Genomic DNA, 18,693 nt, shown 5'->3' on the forward strand with positions numbered 1-18,693 from the left:
CTGGGCCGATGACCATCACCGCCCGTGGACCCGTATGCGGCTGAGAGCACGCGAGTTCAGGCCTCGCACGGGTCCGTACGCGTACCGGATCGTCCAGCTGCGGCAGCCGCTGCGCCACACCACCCTCAACAATCCGCGCCACGACTGGGGCTACCTCCTCGGCGACCACGACGGCCTGTCCCGGCTGGCCGCCCTCTTCTCCTTCGCCGCCTTCTCCCGGCACACGATCGTGCACCTGCCGCTGCGGCAGAGCGTGCCCCGGGCGTTCGCCCCGGGGGAGCCCGTCGACCTCGTGCTGGTCCACCACTCACTCGGGCTGCGGGTCTCGGGATGGCCGGAACTGCGCCGCAGGATGGGGACCGGGACCCCGCTCACCGTCCGCACCGACGAGGCGCGCACCGCCGCCCACGCGGCCGACTGGCGCCGGCGCAGCGAGTACCGGGACGTCCGCGACCGGCTGCGCCCGGCCGTCCACGCGGGCACGCTGTTCCTCTTCGGCAGCCGTGACGTGTTCGCGGACGCCTCCACCGTCCTGTCGTGCGCCGCGGGCTTCGGGCCGTACGAGAAGCGGGTCGGCGAGGGGCACGACAGCCTGATGGGCTCGCTCACCCACCACCTCGAACCGGAGCGGGTCTGGCGGCACACCGAGATCGACGTCGGCTTCCAGGCGTACCCGCCCTTCCGCCACTTCAGGCCCCCGGACCGCCCAGCCAGTCGTCGACGCCGGCCAGCAGCTTCTCCTTGACCTCCGGCGGCGCCGCCGAGCCGCGCACCGACTGGCGGGCCAGCTCCGCGAGCTCCTCGTCCGTGAAGCCGTGATGGCGGCGGGCCAGCTCGTACTGGGCCGCCAGCCGTGAGCCGAACAGCAGCGGGTCGTCCGCGCCCAGCGCCATCGGGACCCCGGCCTCGTACAGCGTCCGCAGCGGCACGTCCTGCGGCTTCTCGTACACACCCAGCGCCACATTCGAGGCCGGGCACACCTCGCAGGTCACCTGGCGCTCGGCCAGTTTGCGCAGCAGCCGCGGGTCCTCCGCCGCGCGCACGCCGTGCCCGATACGGGCGGCGTGCAGGTCGTCGAGGCAGTCCCGTACGGACGCCGGGCCGGTCAGCTCGCCGCCGTGCGGGGCCGCCAGCAGGCCGCCCTCGCGGGCGATGGCGAAGGCGCGGTCGAAGTCGCGTGCCAGGCCCCGGCGCTCGTCGTTGGAGAGACCGAAGCCGACGATGCCCCGGTCCGCGTAGCGCACGGCGAGCCGCGCGAGGGTACGGGCGTCCAGCGGGTGCTTCATCCGGTTCGCCGCGACCAGGACCCGCATCCCGAGGCCGGTCTCCCTCGACGCGCTGTCCACCGCGTCGAGGATGATCTCCAGCGCCGGGATCAGACCGCCCAGCCGGGGCGCGTACGAAGTCGGGTCGACCTGGATCTCCAGCCAGCCCGAGCCGTCCCTGATGTCCTCCTCGGCCGCCTCGCGCACCAGCCGCTGGATGTCCTCCGGTTCGCGCAGGCACGAGCGGGCCATGTCGTACAGCCGCTGGAAGCGGAACCAGCCCCGCTCGTCCGTGGCCCGCAGTTTCGGAGGCTCGCCGCCGGTGAGCGCCTCGGGCAGGTGCACGCCGTACTTGTCGGCGAGTTCGAGAAGGGTGGCGGGCCGCATCGAACCGGTGAAGTGCAGGTGCAGGTGGGCCTTGGGCAGCAGGCTGACGTCTCGTACGTGCTCCATTCGGGGATCCTGCCGTACGGAACACGTCCCGGGCAGCCCTTTTCCCCGATCGGGTTCTTGCCCGAACACAGAAACGGGCCCCCGGCCGGAGCCGGGAGCCCGTCACGCACGGGGAACCGTCAGTCGCGGGCCTCGGCCAGCAGCTTCTGGATCCGGGACACGCCCTCGACCAGGTCCTCGTCGCCCAGCGCGTAGGACAGACGCAGGTAGCCGGGGGTGCCGAAGGCCTCGCCCGGGACGACCGCGACCTCGACCTCGTCCAGGATCAGGGCGGCGAGCTCGACCGAGGTCTGCGGACGCTTGCCGCGGATCTCCTTGCCCAGCAGCCCCTTCACCGACGGGTACGCGTAGAACGCGCCCTCCGGCTCCGGGCACACCACGCCGTTGATCTCGTTGAGCATCCGCACGATCGTCTGGCGGCGGCGGTCGAAGGCGGTGCGCATCTCGGCGACCGCGTCCAGGTTGCCGGAGACCGCGGCGATCGCCGCGACCTGCGCGACGTTGGAGACGTTCGACGTGGCGTGCGACTGGAGGTTGGTCGCGGCCTTGACGACGTCCTTGGGGCCGATGATCCACCCGACCCGCCAGCCGGTCATCGCATACGTCTTGGCGACACCGTTGACCACGATGCACTTGTCGCGCAGCTCGGGCAGCACGGCCGGGAGGGAGACGGCGGACGCGTCGCCGTACACGAGGTGCTCGTAGATCTCGTCCGTCAGCACCCACAGACCGTGCTCGGCGGCCCAGCGGCCGATCGCCTCGGTCTCGGCCTCCGTGTAGACCGCGCCGGTCGGGTTGGACGGGGACACGAAGAGGACCACCTTGGTCTTCTCGGTCCGCGCCGCCTCCAGCTGCTCGACCGAGACGCGGTAGCCGGTGGTCTCGTCGGCGACGACCTCGACCGGGACACCGCCCGCGAGGCGGATCGACTCGGGGTAGGTCGTCCAGTACGGCGCCGGGACGATGACCTCGTCACCCGGGTCGAGGATCGCCGCGAACGCCTCGTAGATCGCCTGCTTGCCGCCGTTGGTCACCAGGATCTGGGAGGGGTCGACCTCGTAGCCGGAGTCGCGCAGCGTCTTCGCGGCGATGGCGGCCTTGAGCTCGGGGAGCCCGCCGGCGGGCGTGTAGCGGTGGTACTTCGGGTTGCGGCAGGCCTCGACGGCGGCCTCGACGACGTAGTCGGGGGTCGGGAAGTCGGGCTCACCCGCGCCGAAGCCGATCACCGGACGTCCGGCGGCCTTGAGGGCCTTGGCCTTGGCGTCGACGGCGAGGGTCGCGGACTCGGAGATCGCGCCGATGCGGGCGGAGACCCGGCGCTCGGTGGGAGGGGTTGCAGCGCTCATGCCGCCCATGCTCCCAGACGGCAATCCGAGCCGGCACACAGGTTTCGAGGAGCGGACAACAGCGGTCAGAACCGGACCCGAGGGCATCGTGTTCGACGCCGGGCCTGGGAACACGTACACTCACTGGTCGTTGGCCTTCACCAGCCACATCCGCACCGGGCACTTAGTGCACCCGGCCGGATGCGGTAGGTTGGGGGAACCACAAAGGGTCGTAGCTCAATTGGTAGAGCACTGGTCTCCAAAACCAGCGGTTGGGGGTTCAAGTCCCTCCGGCCCTGCTACACACACCTTCGCCAGGCTGTGTGCGCATGTACGTACTTCTATGCACCGCCGTGCGGCTCCACCGGGCGCGGCACGGCCACGACCCGGAATCAGGTGAGAGATCGTGACGGACGCCGTGGGCTCCATCGACATGCCTGATGCCGAGGACGAGTCGCCGGAGTCGAAGAAGAAGTCCCGCAAGGGCGGAAAGCGCGGCAAGAAGGGCCCGCTGGGCCGTCTCGGGCTTTTCTATCGCCAGATCATCGCTGAGCTGCGCAAGGTCGTCTGGCCCACGCGCAACCAGCTGACGACCTACACCACCGTGGTGATCGTCTTCGTCGTCATCATGATCGGCCTCGTGACCGTGATTGACTTGGGCTTCCAGGAAGCAGTCAAGTACGTCTTCGGCTGATCCTGCGGAGGGCGCCGTGCTCGGCGCCCCTTTCGCATTGTTCCACCCCATCTGTATCCAGGAAGAAGCAGCCACCGTGTCTGACCCGAACCTGAACGACTCCGCCACGTCCGGCGAGAGCTTCGAGTCCGTCGAGGACGAGCTCGACATCGTCGAGGCGGCAGACGGTGTGGACCCGGACCAGGCCGACGCTGCCGACGACATCGCCGGCGAGCCGGCCGAGGACGCCGCGCTGCACGTGGAGGACGTGACCGACGCCGAGGCTGCGGACGAGGTCGCGACCGAGGGCGCCGAAGACGCCGAGTCCGCCGAAGAGGCCGTGGCCGAGGCCGAGCCGGAGGCTCCCGCCGACCCGATCGCCGCTCTGCGCGACGAGCTCCGCGGTCTGCCCGGCGAGTGGTACGTGATCCACACCTACGCGGGCTACGAGAAGCGCGTGAAGGCCAACCTGGAGCAGCGCGCCGTCTCGCTGAACGTCGAGGACTTCATCTACCAGGCCGAGGTCCCCGAGGAAGAGATCGTCCAGATCAAGAACGGCGAGCGCAAGAACGTCCGGCAGAACAAGCTGCCCGGCTACGTGCTCGTCCGCATGGATCTGACGAACGAGTCCTGGGGCGTCGTGCGCAACACGCCCGGTGTCACCGGCTTCGTGGGCAACGCCTACGACCCGTACCCGCTGACCCTGGACGAGATCGTCAAGATGCTCGCCCCGGAGGCCGAGGAGAAGGCCGCCCGCGAGGCCGCCGAGGCCGAGGGCAAGCCGGCTCCCGCCCGCAAGGTCGAGGTCCAGGTGCTGGACTTCGAGGTCGGCGACTCGGTCACCGTCACCGACGGCCCGTTCGCGACGCTGCAGGCCACCATCAACGAGATCAACGCCGACTCGAAGAAGGTCAAGGGCCTTGTCGAGATCTTCGGCCGCGAGACCCCGGTCGAGCTGAGCTTCGACCAGATCCAGAAGAACTGACACTTTTCTGGACGCAGCGCTTCCGAACAGGTCAGACCGCCTCTCGCAGGTTGTCTGACCTGCTCGGTTTTTGGCCGCGCATGGATACCCGTTATCGTTGTGCGGTATGCCTCCATCCGGATGATCGGTTGGAGTGCTGAAAACTCTCACTAGGACCCGGAGAGAGCAATGCCTCCCAAGAAGAAGAAGGTCACGGGGCTTATCAAGCTCCAGATCCAGGCCGGTGCGGCCAACCCGGCTCCGCCGGTCGGCCCCGCCCTGGGTCAGCACGGCGTCAACATCATGGAGTTCTGCAAGGCCTACAACGCCGCGACCGAGTCGCAGCGTGGCATGGTCGTGCCGGTGGAGATCACGGTCTACGAGGACCGTTCCTTCACCTTCGTCACCAAGACTCCGCCGGCCGCCAAGCTGATCCTCAAGGCCGCGGGTGTGGACAAGGGCTCCGGCGAGCCGCACAAGACCAAGGTCGCCAAGCTCACGCGCGACCAGGTCCGTGACATCGCGACCACCAAGATGCCCGACCTGAACGCCAACGACCTGGACGCCGCCGAGAAGATCATCGCCGGCACCGCCCGTTCCATGGGCATCACGGTCGAGGGCTGACGCACGAGCTCGCACAGTGGCCGGCCGAGAAACGAGGCCGTCCGCGGAGCGAGCGAGCAGGAAGCCCGAGCGAAGAAGCGGGGGCTGACAGTCCCCGTCAGACCTTCAGTGGCAGGGCCAAGCGCTGGCCCGGACCACGACTCCACGCTCAACACATCAGGAGCAGAAGTGAAGCGCAGCAAGACTCTCCGCGCTGCGGACGCCAAGGTCGACCGGGAGCGGAACTACGCCCCCCTCGAGGCCGTCCGTCTCGCCAAGGACACCGCCGCCACCAAGTTCGACGGCACTGTCGAGGTCGCCTTCCGTCTGGGCGTTGACCCGCGCAAGGCCGACCAGATGGTCCGTGGCACCGTGAACCTTCCGCACGGCACCGGTAAGACCGCCCGGGTCCTGGTCTTCGCGACCGGTGACCGTGCCGAGGCCGCGCGTGCCGCGGGCGCCGACATCGTCGGCTCCGACGAGCTCATCGACGACATCTCCAAGGGCCAGCGCCTGAACGAGTTCGACGCCGTCGTCGCCACCCCGGACCTCATGGGCAAGGTCGGCCGCCTCGGCCGCGTGCTCGGTCCGCGTGGTCTGATGCCGAACCCGAAGACCGGCACCGTGACGATGGACGTCGCCAAGGCCGTCAACGAGATCAAGGGCGGCAAGATCGAGTTCCGCGTCGACAAGCACTCGAACCTGCACTTCATCATCGGCAAGGTCTCCTTCGACGAGACGAAGCTGGTCGAGAACTACGCCGCGGCTCTGGAGGAGATCCTCCGTCTGAAGCCGTCCGCCGCGAAGGGCCGCTACATCAAGAAGGCGACCCTGACCACCACGATGGGCCCCGGCATCCCGCTGGACGCCAACCGCACCCGCAACCTCCTCGTCGAGGAGGACCCGGCCGCCGTCTGAATCTGACGGCAGTCGTGGGTCACGCGAACGCAGAGCCGGCCCCCGTCGCTCCTCGGAGCGGCGGGGGCCGGCTCTTTCGTGGGCGACGGGTCCCGCCACACCGGCGCAGAGGGGCTTGTACGCCCCTCTGGGGCCCTGGACGGGCCTCGGGGACGCCGCGGGCGCCCAGGAGGCCTCTGTCGCCTCGTGGCCGACGATGACCCGATTTGCCTGACCGGGAGCCGTTCCCGTACTCTTCCACAGAAGCCAAAGACCGCTGGTCGTTGCCGTGCTCTCCTTCCGAGGGTCCGGTGGCCGAAGGATCCGCTCAGCAGCGGACGTCCTGCGCAGGTGACTGTGGAAAGCTCCCGAGGCGGATTCCGTCCGGTCGAGCTACGCCCCGTGCGCCTGCGCCGGGGCGTTTCGTTTTGTTCAGCCCCTTCTGAGCGGTCCTCATCACCCGGAAGGAGGCCGACGCTCTATGGCAAGGCCCGACAAGGCTGCCGCGGTAGCCGAGCTCGCGGAGCAGTTCCGCAGCTCGAACGCCGCCGTGCTGACCGAGTACCGGGGTCTCACCGTGGCCCAGCTCAAGCAGCTGCGCCGTTCGCTCGGTGAGAACGCCCAGTACGCCGTGGTGAAGAACACGCTGACCAAGATTGCGGCCAACGAGGCCGGGATCAACTCGCTCGACGACCAGTTCACTGGTCCGACGGCGGTTGCCTTCATCACCGGTGACCCGGTGGAGTCGGCGAAGGGTCTTCGTGACTTCGCCAAGGACAACCCGAACCTGATCATCAAGGGCGGTGTCCTTGATGGCAAGGCGCTGTCCGCCGATGAGATCAAGAAGCTTGCGGACCTCGAGTCCCGCGAGGTTCTGCTCGCCAAGCTGGCGGGCGCCATGAAGGGCAAGCAGTCCCAGACTGCCGCGCTCTTCCAGGCGCTTCCCTCGAAGTTCATCCGCACCGCGGAGGCGCTTCGTGCCAAGCAGGCCGAGCAGGGCGGTGCCGAGTAATTCGGCTCGCGCAATGATCGGCGCCGCCCAGGCGCTGGTCGCAGCGGGCCGAACGTACGCCCGCCTCACATGTACATCCGGCACCAGCCGAATTAGTGGAAGGACGCCATCATGGCGAAGCTGTCCCAGGACGACCTGCTTGCGCAGTTCGAGGAGATGACCCTCATCGAGCTCTCCGAGTTCGTGAAGGCCTTCGAGGAGAAGTTCGACGTCACCGCCGCCGCCCCGGTCGCCGTTGCCGGCGCTGCCGCCCCCGGCGCCCCGGTCGAGGCCGCTGAGGAGAAGGACGAGTTCGACGTCATCCTCACCGGCGCCGGCGAGAAGAAGATCCAGGTCATCAAGGTCGTGCGTGAGCTGACCTCGCTGGGTCTGAAGGAGGCCAAGGACCTCGTCGACGGCACCCCGAAGCCGGTCCTCGAGAAGGTCGCCAAGGACGCCGCGGAGAAGGCCGCCGAGGCCCTCAAGGGCGCCGGCGCCTCCGTCGAGGTCAAGTGACCTTGCGAGTCGTCTGACTCTTCGCGTGTAACGCACGCACACTGAAGGGCGATCACCCAATCGGGTGGTCGCCCTTCGGCATACGCGGGACGGCTGTCTTGCTCTTGGCGTCCCGGCGAGTATGGTGATCTTCGCCGTGCGCCCCTCACGGCGGCATGTGAGGATCCCGGAGCGGCAGCTCAGGGGCAGGGGCCCTTGACGAACCGCACGCAGCGCGCAATTCTCAGGACGCGTCGTCACAACGATCCGTATCCGAGGCATGGATCGACGACCGAACGGGCAGTATCGATGTGCGCCTCACGGCGCATGGGGTTCGCGGAGATGAGAAAAACGAGGGTCTCGAAAACCCGCACTGGACATCAGTGTGCCAAGTGGCTACACTGACCCTTTGCGCTGCCTGTTAGCTGCCTCCTGCCCGTCACCAGAGGCATGCCCATACCTGAGCATCGATTGAGACCGGCCTTCACCAGGCTTTCTCTCTCCGTGCACAGCATGGGACCGGTACGCGCGTAGTGAGTCCGAGCCCTCGGAAGGACCCCCTCTTGGCCGCCTCGCGCAACGCCTCGACCGCGAATACGAACAACGGCGCAAGCACTGCCCCGCTGCGCATCTCCTTTGCAAAGATCAAGGAGCCCCTCGAGGTTCCGAACCTCCTCGCGCTGCAGACCGAGAGCTTTGACTGGCTGCTCGGCAATGCCGCGTGGAAGGCTCGTGTCGAGGCGGCTCTCGAAAGCGGACAGGACGTCCCCACCAAGTCCGGTCTGGAGGAGATCTTCGAGGAGATCTCCCCGATCGAGGACTTCTCCGGGTCGATGTCGCTGACCTTCCGCGACCACCGCTTCGAGCCTCCGAAGAACTCGATCGACGAGTGCAAGGAGCGCGACTTCACGTACGCGGCCCCGCTCTTCGTCACCGCCGAGTTCACCAACAACGAGACCGGCGAGATCAAGTCCCAGACGGTCTTCATGGGCGACTTCCCGCTCATGACCAACAAGGGCACCTTCGTCATCAACGGCACCGAGCGTGTCGTCGTGTCGCAGCTCGTGCGCTCGCCGGGTGTCTACTTCGACTCCTCCATCGACAAGACGTCCGACAAGGACATCTTCACGGCCAAGATCATCCCGTCCCGGGGTGCCTGGCTGGAGATGGAGATCGACAAGCGCGACATGGTCGGTGTCCGCATCGACCGCAAGCGCAAGCAGTCCGTCACCGTCCTGCTCAAGGCGCTCGGGTGGACCACCGAGCAGATCCTCGAGGAGTTCGGCGAGTACGAGTCCATGCGCGCCACCCTGGAGAAGGACCACACCCAGGGCCAGGACGACGCGCTGCTCGACATCTACCGCAAGCTCCGCCCGGGCGAGCCGCCGACGCGTGAGGCCGCTCAGACGCTGCTCGAGAACCTCTACTTCAACCCCAAGCGCTACGACCTCGCCAAGGTCGGCCGCTACAAGGTGAACAAGAAGCTCGGCGCCGACGAGCCGCTGGACGCCGGTGTCCTCACCACCGACGACGTCATCGCCACCATCAAGTACCTGGTCAAGCTGCACGCCGGCGAGACCGAGACGGTCGGCGAGAACGGCACGCAGATCGTCGTCGAGACCGACGACATCGACCACTTCGGCAACCGTCGTCTGCGCAACGTCGGCGAGCTCATCCAGAACCAGGTCCGTACGGGTCTGGCTCGTATGGAGCGCGTCGTGCGCGAGCGCATGACGACCCAGGACGTCGAGGCGATCACGCCGCAGACCCTGATCAACATCCGGCCGGTCGTCGCCTCCATCAAGGAGTTCTTCGGCACCAGCCAGCTGTCGCAGTTCATGGACCAGAACAACCCGCTGTCGGGTCTCACCCACAAGCGCCGTCTGTCGGCTCTTGGCCCGGGTGGTCTCTCCCGTGAGCGGGCCGGCTTCGAGGTCCGTGACGTCCACCCCTCGCACTACGGCCGCATGTGCCCGATCGAGACCCCTGAAGGCCCGAACATCGGTCTGATCGGCTCGCTCGCCTCCTACGGCCGCGTCAACGCGTTCGGCTTCGTCGAGACGCCGTACCGCAAGGTCGTCGACGGCCAGGTCACCGACGAGGTCGACTACCTGACCGCCGACGAGGAGGACCGCTTCGTCATCGCGCAGGCGAACGCGACCCTCTCCGAGGACCTGCGCTTCACCGAGTCCCGCATTCTGGTCCGCCGTCGTGGCGGCGAGGTCGACTACGTCCCGCCGGCCGAGGTCGACTACATGGACGTCTCGCCGCGCCAGATGGTGTCGGTCGCGACCGCCATGATTCCGTTCCTCGAGCACGACGACGCCAACCGTGCCCTCATGGGCGCGAACATGATGCGCCAGGCCGTTCCGCTCATCAAGGCGGAGGCCCCGCTCGTCGGCACCGGCATGGAGTACCGCTGTGCCACCGACGCCGGCGACGTCATCAAGGCCGAGAAGGACGGTGTCATCCAGGAGGTCTCGGCCGACTACGTCACCGTGGCGAACGACGACGGCACGTACACCACGTACCGCATCGCGAAGTTCTCCCGCTCCAACCAGGGCACCTCGGTCAACCAGAAGGTCGTCGTCTCCGAGGGCGACCGCGTCATCGAGGGCCAGGTCCTCGCCGACGGTCCCGCCACGGAGAACGGCGAGATGGCGCTCGGCAAGAACCTGCTCGTGGCGTTCATGCCGTGGGAGGGTCACAACTACGAGGACGCGATCATCCTGTCGCAGCGCCTCGTGCAGGACGACGTCCTCTCCTCGATCCACATCGAGGAGCACGAGGTCGACGCCCGTGACACCAAGCTCGGCCCCGAGGAGATCACCCGGGACATCCCGAACGTCTCCGAGGAGGTCCTCGCCGACCTCGACGAGCGCGGCATCATCCGTATCGGTGCCGAGGTCGTCGCCGGCGACATCCTGGTCGGCAAGGTCACGCCCAAGGGTGAGACCGAGCTGACCCCGGAGGAGCGCCTGCTCCGCGCGATCTTCGGCGAGAAGGCCCGTGAGGTCCGTGACACCTCGCTGAAGGTGCCGCACGGCGAGACCGGCAAGGTCATCGGCGTACGCGTCTTCGACCGCGAGGAGGGCGACGAGCTTCCCCCGGGCGTGAACCAGCTGGTCCGCGTCTACGTCGCCCAGAAGCGCAAGATCACCGACGGTGACAAGCTCGCCGGCCGTCACGGCAACAAGGGCGTCATCTCGAAGATCCTGCCGATCGAGGACATGCCGTTCCTGGAGGACGGCACCCCGGTCGACATCATCCTCAACCCGCTGGGTGTCCCGTCCCGAATGAACCCGGGACAGGTCCTGGAGATCCACCTCGGCTGGCTCGCCAGCCGCGGCTGGGACGTCTCCGGCCTGAGCGAGGAGTGGGCCCAGCGTCTGCAGGCCATCGGCGCCGACGACGTCGCGCCCGGCACCAACGTCGCGACCCCGGTCTTCGACGGTGCCCGCGAGGACGAGCTGGCCGGCCTGCTGCAGCACACCATCCCGAACCGGGACGGCGAGCGCATGGTGCTCCCGACCGGTAAGGCGCGCCTGTTCGACGGCCGCTCCGGCGAGCCGTTCCCGGACCCGATCTCCGTCGGGTACATGTACATCCTCAAGCTCCACCACCTGGTCGACGACAAGCTCCACGCCCGGTCGACCGGTCCGTACTCGATGATCACCCAGCAGCCGCTGGGTGGTAAGGCCCAGTTCGGTGGCCAGCGATTCGGTGAGATGGAGGTGTGGGCGCTGGAGGCGTACGGCGCCGCTTACGCGCTCCAGGAGCTGCTGACGATCAAGTCCGACGACGTGACCGGCCGCGTGAAGGTCTACGAGGCCATCGTCAAGGGCGAGAACATCCCCGAGCCCGGCATTCCCGAGTCCTTCAAGGTGCTCATCAAGGAAATGCAGTCGCTGTGCCTCAACGTGGAGGTGCTGTCCTCGGACGGCATGTCCATCGAGATGCGCGACACGGACGAGGACGTCTTCCGCGCTGCGGAGGAGCTCGGTATCGACCTGTCCCGGCGCGAGCCGAGCAGCGTCGAAGAGGTCTGACGGGCCCGGCCGGGGCTCTCGCGAGGGAGCCCCGGCCGTCCCCGGGACCGTACAGACCACTGATACAGAGCCCGTTTTCCGCTGACGCGGAGGGCACAACCCCGAAAGAGGGATTGACGAAAAAGTGCTCGACGTCAACTTCTTCGACGAGCTGCGGATCGGCCTCGCCACCGCGGACGACATCCGGACCTGGTCCCACGGCGAGGTCAAGAAGCCGGAGACCATCAACTACCGCACCCTGAAGCCCGAGAAGGACGGACTCTTCTGCGAGAAGATCTTCGGTCCGACCCGGGACTGGGAGTGCTACTGCGGCAAGTACAAGCGTGTCCGCTTCAAGGGCATCATCTGTGAGCGTTGTGGCGTCGAGGTCACGCGCGCCAAGGTGCGCCGTGAGCGGATGGGCCACATCGAGCTGGCCGCTCCCGTCACCCACATCTGGTACTTCAAGGGCGTCCCGTCGCGTCTGGGCTACCTGCTGGACCTGGCGCCGAAGGACCTCGAGAAGGTCATCTACTTCGCCGCGTACATGATCACGTTCGTGGACGAGGAGCGCCGCACGCGCGACCTGCCGTCGCTGGAGGCCCACGTCTCCGTCGAGCGTCAGCAGATCGAGAACCGCCGCGACGCCGACCTCGAGGCCCGCGCCAAGAAGCTCGAGACCGACCTGGCCGAGCTCGAGGCCGAGGGCGCCAAGGCCGACGTGCGCCGCAAGGTGCGCGAGGGCGCCGAGCGCGAGATGAAGCAGCTGCGCGACCGTGCCCAGCGCGAGATCGACCGTCTCGACGAGGTGTGGAACCGCTTCAAGAACCTCAAGGTCCAGGACCTCGAGGGCGACGAGCTGCTCTACCGCGAGCTGCGTGACCGCTTCGGCACGTACTTCGACGGCTCGATGGGTGCCGCGGCGCTGCAGAAGCGCCTGGAGTCCTTCGACCTCGAGGAGGAGGCCGAGCGTCTCCGCGAGATCATCCGTACCGGCAAGGGCCAGAAGAAGACCCGTGCGCTCAAGCGCCTCAAGGTCGTCTCCGCGTTCCTGCAGACGTCCAACAGCCCCAAGGGCATGGTGCTCGACTGCGTGCCGGTCATCCCGCCGGACCTGCGTCCGATGGTGCAGCTGGACGGTGGCCGCTTCGCGACCTCCGACCTGAACGACCTGTACCGCCGCGTGATCAACCGCAACAACCGCCTGAAGCGGCTTCTCGACCTCGGTGCTCCCGAGATCATCGTGAACAACGAGAAGCGCATGCTCCAGGAGGCCGTGGACGCCCTCTTCGACAACGGTCGTCGTGGTCGCCCGGTCACCGGTCCCGGCAACCGCCCGCTGAAGTCCCTGAGCGACATGCTCAAGGGCAAGCAGGGTCGTTTCCGTCAGAACCTGCTCGGTAAGCGTGTCGACTACTCGGCGCGTTCCGTCATCGTCGTCGGCCCGCAGCTGAAGCTGCACCAGTGCGGTCTGCCCAAGGCCATGGCGCTGGAGCTCTTCAAGCCGTTCGTGATGAAGCGCCTGGTCGACCTGAACCACGCGCAGAACATCAAGTCGGCCAAGCGCATGGTCGAGCGCGGCCGCACCGTCGTGTACGACGTCCTCGAAGAGGTCATCGCCGAGCACCCGGTGCTGCTCAACCGTGCGCCCACGCTGCACCGCCTCGGCATCCAGGCCTTCGAGCCGCAGCTGGTCGAGGGCAAGGCCATCCAGATCCACCCGCTCGTCTGCACCGCGTTCAACGCGGACTTCGACGGTGACCAGATGGCCGTCCACCTGCCGCTCTCCGCGGAGGCGCAGGCCGAGGCCCGCATCCTGATGCTGTCCTCGAACAACATCCTCAAGCCGGCCGACGGCCGTCCGGTCACCATGCCGACCCAGGACATGGTGCTGGGCCTCTTCTTCCTCACCACGGACGAGGAGGAGCGCGAGGTGCGCGGCGAGGGCCGTGCGTTCAACTCCACCGCCGAGGCGATCATGGCCTTCGACGCCCGGGAGCTCTCGCTCCAGGCGAAGGTCGACATCCGCTTCCCGGTCGGCACCATCCCGCCGCGTGGCTGGACTCCGCCGGTCGCGGAGGAGGGTGAGCCGGAGTGGCAGCAGGGTGACAGCTTCCGTCTGAAGACCACGCTCGGCCGTGCGCTCTTCAACGAGCTGCTGCCCGAGGACTACCCGTTCGTCGACTACTCGGTGGGCAAGAAGCAGCTCTCCGAGATCGTCAACGACCTCGCCGAGCGCTACCCCAAGGTCATCGTGGCGGCGACGCTCGACAACCTGAAGGCGGCCGGCTTCTACTGGGCGACCCGTTCCGGTGTCACCGTGGCCATCTCCGACGTCGTCGTTCCCGAGGCGAAGAAGGCGATCGTCAAGGGCTACGAGGAGCAGGACGAGAAGGTCCAGAAGCAGTACGAGCGCGGTCTGATCACCAAGGACGAGCGCACCCAGGAGCTCATCGCGATCTGGACCAAGGCGACCAACGAGGTCGCCGAGGCGATGAACGCGAACTTCCCGAAGACCAACCCCATCTTCATGATGGTCAACTCGGGTGCTCGTGGAAACATGATGCAGATGCGTCAGATCGCCGGTATGCGTGGTCTGGTGTCCAACGCCAAGAACGAGACCATCCCGCGTCCGATCAAGGCGTCCTTCCGTGAGGGCCTGTCCGTGCTGGAGTACTTCATCTCCACGCACGGTGCCCGTAAGGGTCTGGCGGACACCGCCCTGCGTACCGCCGACTCGGGTTACCTGACCCGTCGTCTGGTGGACGTCTCGCAGGACGTCATCATCCGCGAGGAGGACTGCGGCACCGACCGCGGCCTCAAGCTGCGGATCGCCGAGAAGGGCGCCGACGGCGTGCTGCGCAAGGCGGAGGACGTCGAGACCTCCGTATACGCGCGCATGCTCGCCGAGGACGTCGTCGTCGACGGCAAGGTCATCGCGCCTGCCAACGTCGACCTCGGTGACGTGCTCATCGACGCGCTCGTCGCGGCCGGTGTGGAGGAGGTCAAGACCCGCTCGGTCCTGACCTGTGAGTCCGCGGTCGGTACCTGTGCGTACTGCTACGGCCGTTCGCTGGCCACCGGCAAGCTGGTCGACATCGGTGAGGCGGTCGGCATCATCGCCGCCCAGTCCATCGGTGAGCCCGGTACCCAGCTGACGATGCGTACCTTCCACACCGGTGGTGTGGCCGGTGACGACATCACCCAGGGTCTGCCCCGTGTCGTCGAGCTCTTCGAGGCTCGTACGCCCAAGGGTGTCGCCCCGATCTCGGAGGCGGCCGGCCGCGTCCGTATCGAGGAGACCGAGAAGACCAAGAAGCTCGTCGTCACCCCGGACGACGGCAGCGACGAGACGGCGTACCCGATCTCGAAGCGTGCCCGTCTGCTGGTCGGTGAGGGCGACCACGTCGAGGTGGGCCAGAAGCTCACCGTGGGTGCCACCAACCCGCACGACGTGCTGCGCATCCTCGGCCAGCGCGCGGTCCAGGTCCACCTGGTCGGCGAGGTCCAGAAGGTGTACAACTCGCAGGGTGTGTCGATCCACGACAAGCACATCGAGATCATCATCCGGCAGATGCTGCGCCGGGTGACGATCATCGAGTCCGGCGACGCGGAGCTGCTGCCGGGCGAGCTGGTCGAGCGCTCGAAGTTCGAGACCGAGAACCGTCGTGTGGTCACCGAGGGCGGTCACCCCGCCTCCGGCCGTCCGCAGCTGATGGGTATCACCAAGGCCTCGCTGGCGACCGAGTCGTGGCTGTCGGCGGCGTCCTTCCAGGAGACGACCAGGGTCCTGACCGACGCGGCGATCAACGCCAAGTCGGACTCCCTGATCGGCCTCAAGGAGAACGTCATCATCGGTAAGCTCATCCCGGCCGGTACGGGCCTGTCCCGCTACCGCAACATCCGGGTCGAGCCGACCGAGGAGGCCAAGGCCGCGATGTACTCGGCCGTCGGCTACGACGACATCGACTACTCGCCGTTCGGCACGGGCTCCGGCCAGGCCGTTCCGCTGGAGGACTACGACTACGGTCCGTACAACCAGTAAGCGAGTCGCTTGAACGACCGGAGGGCGGTCACCCTGGCGGGTGGCCGCCCTCCGGCGTGTCCGTTCCCGCTGCGGCGGGGACGCGAAAGGGCGGTCACCCCTCACGGGGGTGACCGCCCTTCCGGTTTCCGGCTACCAGGCCCTGGGCTCGTGGTAGTCGGGGTATCTGCCCTGCGGGTGCCCGCCGGGCCCGTGGGTGTCCACGGCGTGCGGGTCCTGCGGGTCGGCGTACTGGTCGTGCTGCGGCTGGGCGCTCTGCCAGACGTACGCGTCCTGGTGCGGGTGTCCGCGCTGGACGGGGACGCCGGGGCCCGGATACGGCGTGGGCGCGTAGCCGTCGTACGGCTGCGCCGTGCCGGCGTACGGATCGGAGGCCACGCCCGCGTGCGCCGTCGCCGGCCGGGCCCGCGTCGGCAGCTCGGGCCACGGGTCTTCCGGCACGGGGTCGGGCGTACGGGGGGCCGGAGAGGTCGTCGCCGGCCCGAGGGACACCTCGGCGCCGTTCTGGCGGGTGCCCCATCCCGTCCGGGCACAGGTGAGGATGCCGTACCAGCGCAGCCAGCGGAGCACCGTCCAGGCCATCAGGATGGCGAGCGGCATCATCAGCCACGTCAGGGCCCGGGACCTGATGCGCTCGTCGGAGCGGATGATGCCCAGGTAGCGCAGGCCCTGCGCCCAGCCGATCAGGAACGGGATCCAGAGCATGGACAGCGGCGGCAGATTGCGGAAGGCGATCGGCTCGACCAGCAGGATCCAGAGGGTCACCATCTGTACCAGGAACATCTGGAACCAGCGCAGCAGATGGAGCCAGAACGCCGGCCGTGCCATGGACAGGTAGCGCATCCGCCATACCGAGCGGATGGTCGAGCCGCGCATCCACCGCAGATACATGCGGTTGAAGTGGCTCCACTTCTCGGGCATCGCGGTGAAGACGATGGCGCTCGGCTGCTGCACGGTCAGCCCGCGCTCCTGTGCGTACAGGGTCAGCAGCGAGTCGTCCGAGAACATCACGGGGCGGCCCATGAACGTCTCGTTGAGGTACGAGCCGAGGTTGTCACGGATGACCGCGGCCCGGTAGGCGGCGAGCGGGCCGGAGTTGACCATGACCGCGCCGACGGCCGACTGGCCGGACCGGTCGACGAGCTGGGTCGTGGTGAACCAGAGGTCGGTGACTCGTGCCAGCAGGTTGGCCCGGTTGTTGGTGGCGATCACGATGCCGGCCACGGACTGCACCCGGGGCCGGGTGAACGGCACGAGGGCCTCGGCAACGGCGTTGGGCGCCAGGCAGGAGTCGGAGTCCACTGTGATGTAGATGTCGGCCTCGGGACTGACCCGTACCCCGTGTGCCTGGGCGTGCCGCTTTCCGCCGTTGGGCACCCGCTGCCAGGTGGTGACGACGCCCGCCTCCGCGGCTGCCCGCTCCCACCAGGCGCGGATGTCGGGATAGTCGCTGTTCGTCGAACCGTCGTCGACCACGTGCACGCTGTCCGGCAGCCGGGTCTGCTGCAGGAACGACTCCAGGCCCAGCTTCAGGTAACCGGGATCCTCGTTGTACACGGGGATGAGGATCGCCACGTGCAGGTCGTCGAGCTGGCGGGCCAGCCGCGGCGTCAGCCTGCGCGGCCTCTCCAGGTGGTACATCAGGGTCTGGGCCATGAACACGAGGAACAGGGCCATCCAGACCACGGAGAGTCTGCTGGTGGTGTGGCTGTCGAGCTGCGACGCGGAGACGACGTGATGGGCGGCCCATGCGGCGGCGAGCGCCAGAACCACGATGCCCATCAGGACGGTAGCGGAACGGTGCTGGCGCGCGGCGGCGACGGCGACTGGCGGAACGGGGACGTCCGGCGTGTCCGGGCCGCGTGCATTTGTTTTGACCGGAGTCCGTGCGGTAGGTACGCTCAGACCTTGTGCCTGGGGTGTGCCTGGGCTCGTGTGCGTGTCTTCAACCGCATGGCGAGTCAGATATCGGCCACCGCAATCTGCGCCTTTTCCGCTCGCGGCGGAGGTCCGCAGCATTCGACACACCCGACCGCGTGGGTCGGCGACGTTCCAGGTTAGCTTCACTGACGGCACACAGAAACCGGAGAAGTAGTGCCTACGATCCAGCAGCTGGTCCGCAAGGGCCGGCAGGACAAGGTCGAGAAGAACAAGACGCCCGCACTCGAGGGTTCTCCTCAGCGCCGCGGCGTCTGCACGCGTGTGTTCACGACCACCCCGAAGAAGCCGAACTCGGCCCTGCGTAAGGTCGCGCGTGTGCGTCTGACCTCCGGCATCGAGGTCACGGCCTACATCCCGGGTGAGGGACACAACCTGCAGGAGCACTCCATCGTGCTCGTGCGTGGTGGCCGTGTGAAGGACCTGCCGGGTGTTCGTTACAAGATCATCCGCGGTTCCCTCGACACCCAGGGTGTCAAGAACCGCAAGCAGGCCCGCAGCCGCTACGGCGCCAAGAAGGAGAAGTAAGAATGCCTCGTAAGGGCCCCGCCCCGAAGCGCCCGGTCATCATCGACCCGGTTTACGGTTCTCCTCTGGTGACCTCGCTGATCAACAAGATCCTGCTCAACGGCAAGCGTTCCACCGCTGAGCGCATCGTCTACGGCGCCATGGAAGGCCTCCGCGAGAAGACCGGCAACGACCCGGTCATCACGCTGAAGCGCGCCCTCGAGAACGTCAAGCCGGCGCTCGAGGTCAAGTCCCGTCGTGTCGGTGGCGCCACCTACCAGGTGCCGGTCGAGGTCAAGCCCGGCCGCGCCTCCACGCTGGCGCTGCGCTGGCTGGTCGGTTACTCCCGCGCCCGTCGCGAGAAGACCATGACCGAGCGCCTCATGAACGAACTGCTCGACGCCTCCAACGGCCTCGGCGCTTCGGTCAAGAAGCGTGAGGACACGCACAAGATGGCCGAGTCCAACAAGGCCTTCGCGCACTACCGCTGGTAGTCGCTACCCACATCG

General features: G+C 67.6%; 14 protein-coding genes and 1 tRNA gene. 12 read left to right on the top strand and 3 right to left on the bottom strand.

The genetic code is table 11. The annotated features are described in order from the left end of the window. Nucleotides 1–34 precede the first annotated feature (34 nt). Nucleotides 35–745, top strand: coding sequence for a hypothetical protein (locus ACF08N_RS06410; protein WP_392323465.1), 711 nt, complete (start codon nucleotides 35–37; stop codon nucleotides 743–745). On the opposite strand, the gene ACF08N_RS06415 is transcribed toward ACF08N_RS06410, so the two are convergent. Beyond that, nucleotides 690–1,718: an adenosine deaminase gene (locus ACF08N_RS06415; RefSeq protein ID WP_392323466.1), complete on the bottom strand. Its 1,029-nt coding sequence runs from the start codon at nucleotides 1,716–1,718 to the stop codon at nucleotides 690–692. The two genes, ACF08N_RS06410 and ACF08N_RS06415, sit on opposite strands and share 56 nt — an antisense overlap. Before the next feature lie 119 nt (nucleotides 1,719–1,837). Beyond that, entirely contained in the window at nucleotides 1,838–3,064 is a 1,227-nt protein-coding gene (locus tag ACF08N_RS06420; protein WP_392323467.1) for a pyridoxal phosphate-dependent aminotransferase, read from the bottom strand. 205 nt (nucleotides 3,065–3,269) lie between these two features. Between ACF08N_RS06420 and ACF08N_RS06425 the strand changes: the two genes are divergently transcribed. From ACF08N_RS06425 to ACF08N_RS06465, 9 genes are all read left to right on the top strand, one after another. Continuing rightward, nucleotides 3,270–3,342, top strand: a tRNA-Trp gene (locus ACF08N_RS06425). A 107-nt stretch (nucleotides 3,343–3,449) separates the two neighbouring features. Beyond that, nucleotides 3,450–3,737, top strand: coding sequence for a preprotein translocase subunit SecE (gene secE, locus ACF08N_RS06430; RefSeq protein WP_177148601.1), 288 nt, complete (start codon nucleotides 3,450–3,452; stop codon nucleotides 3,735–3,737). 76 nt (nucleotides 3,738–3,813) lie between these two features. After that, nucleotides 3,814–4,701 carry a transcription termination/antitermination protein NusG gene (gene nusG / locus ACF08N_RS06435; protein WP_392323468.1) on the top strand — a complete coding sequence of 296 codons (888 nt, stop codon included), beginning with the start codon at nucleotides 3,814–3,816 and terminating at the stop codon, nucleotides 4,699–4,701. Between the two features lie 168 nt (nucleotides 4,702–4,869). Further along, complete coding sequence (rplK, locus tag ACF08N_RS06440) at nucleotides 4,870–5,304, top strand: 50S ribosomal protein L11 (protein WP_003956479.1); 435 nt, start codon at nucleotides 4,870–4,872, stop codon at nucleotides 5,302–5,304. 168 nt (nucleotides 5,305–5,472) lie between these two features. Further along, a complete protein-coding gene (gene rplA, locus ACF08N_RS06445) occupies nucleotides 5,473–6,201 on the top strand; it encodes a 50S ribosomal protein L1 (RefSeq protein ID WP_392323469.1) in 729 nt (242 codons plus the stop codon). A gap of 460 nt (nucleotides 6,202–6,661) precedes the next feature. Further along, nucleotides 6,662–7,192, top strand: a complete 531-nt coding sequence (gene rplJ, locus ACF08N_RS06450; protein WP_392323470.1) for a 50S ribosomal protein L10 — start codon at nucleotides 6,662–6,664, stop codon at nucleotides 7,190–7,192. Between the two features lie 111 nt (nucleotides 7,193–7,303). Further along, nucleotides 7,304–7,687, top strand: coding sequence for a 50S ribosomal protein L7/L12 (rplL, locus tag ACF08N_RS06455; RefSeq protein WP_392323471.1), 384 nt, complete (start codon nucleotides 7,304–7,306; stop codon nucleotides 7,685–7,687). A 542-nt stretch (nucleotides 7,688–8,229) separates the two neighbouring features. Beyond that, complete coding sequence (rpoB, locus tag ACF08N_RS06460) at nucleotides 8,230–11,715, top strand: DNA-directed RNA polymerase subunit beta (RefSeq protein ID WP_392323472.1); 3,486 nt, start codon at nucleotides 8,230–8,232, stop codon at nucleotides 11,713–11,715. A 124-nt stretch (nucleotides 11,716–11,839) separates the two neighbouring features. Beyond that, complete coding sequence (locus ACF08N_RS06465) at nucleotides 11,840–15,739, top strand: DNA-directed RNA polymerase subunit beta' (protein WP_392323473.1); 3,900 nt, start codon at nucleotides 11,840–11,842, stop codon at nucleotides 15,737–15,739. A 132-nt stretch (nucleotides 15,740–15,871) separates the two neighbouring features. Here the strand turns inward: ACF08N_RS06465 and ACF08N_RS06470 are convergent, their stop codons facing one another. Next, nucleotides 15,872–17,521, bottom strand: coding sequence for a glycosyltransferase (locus ACF08N_RS06470; protein WP_392323474.1), 1,650 nt, complete (start codon nucleotides 17,519–17,521; stop codon nucleotides 15,872–15,874). Between the two features lie 312 nt (nucleotides 17,522–17,833). Here ACF08N_RS06470 and rpsL point away from each other — a divergent pair, with 312 nt between their 5' ends. Together rpsL and rpsG are read left to right on the top strand one after the other, a co-directional pair. Next, complete coding sequence (rpsL, locus tag ACF08N_RS06475) at nucleotides 17,834–18,205, top strand: 30S ribosomal protein S12 (RefSeq protein WP_003948652.1); 372 nt, start codon at nucleotides 17,834–17,836, stop codon at nucleotides 18,203–18,205. Nucleotides 18,206–18,207: 2 nt separating this feature from the next. Then, complete coding sequence (gene rpsG, locus ACF08N_RS06480; protein ID WP_100108597.1) at nucleotides 18,208–18,678, top strand: 30S ribosomal protein S7; 471 nt, start codon at nucleotides 18,208–18,210, stop codon at nucleotides 18,676–18,678. The last annotated feature ends 15 nt before the right edge of the window (nucleotides 18,679–18,693 follow it).

The sequence above is a fragment of the Streptomyces sp. NPDC015127 genome (assembly GCF_043080095.1).
Lineage (GTDB): Bacteria > Actinomycetota > Actinomycetes > Streptomycetales > Streptomycetaceae > Streptomyces.

What these genes read in the sequence shown, in the direction of transcription:
- rplK (WP_003956479.1), top strand. Translation starts at nt 4,870, where the DNA reads ATGCCTCCCAAGAAGAAGAAGGTCACGGGGCTTATCAAGCTCCAGATC.
- ACF08N_RS06420 (WP_392323467.1), bottom strand. Translation starts at nt 3,064, where the DNA reads ATGAGCGCTGCAACCCCTCCCACCGAGCGCCGGGTCTCCGCCCGCATC.
- rplJ (WP_392323470.1), top strand. Translation starts at nt 6,662, where the DNA reads ATGGCAAGGCCCGACAAGGCTGCCGCGGTAGCCGAGCTCGCGGAGCAG.
- ACF08N_RS06410 (WP_392323465.1), top strand. Translation starts at nt 35, where the DNA reads ATGCGGCTGAGAGCACGCGAGTTCAGGCCTCGCACGGGTCCGTACGCG.
- rplL (WP_392323471.1), top strand. Translation starts at nt 7,304, where the DNA reads ATGGCGAAGCTGTCCCAGGACGACCTGCTTGCGCAGTTCGAGGAGATG.
- ACF08N_RS06470 (WP_392323474.1), bottom strand. Translation starts at nt 17,521, where the DNA reads ATGGGCATCGTGGTTCTGGCGCTCGCCGCCGCATGGGCCGCCCATCAC.
- rpsG (WP_100108597.1), top strand. Translation starts at nt 18,208, where the DNA reads ATGCCTCGTAAGGGCCCCGCCCCGAAGCGCCCGGTCATCATCGACCCG.
- ACF08N_RS06415 (WP_392323466.1), bottom strand. Translation starts at nt 1,718, where the DNA reads ATGGAGCACGTACGAGACGTCAGCCTGCTGCCCAAGGCCCACCTGCAC.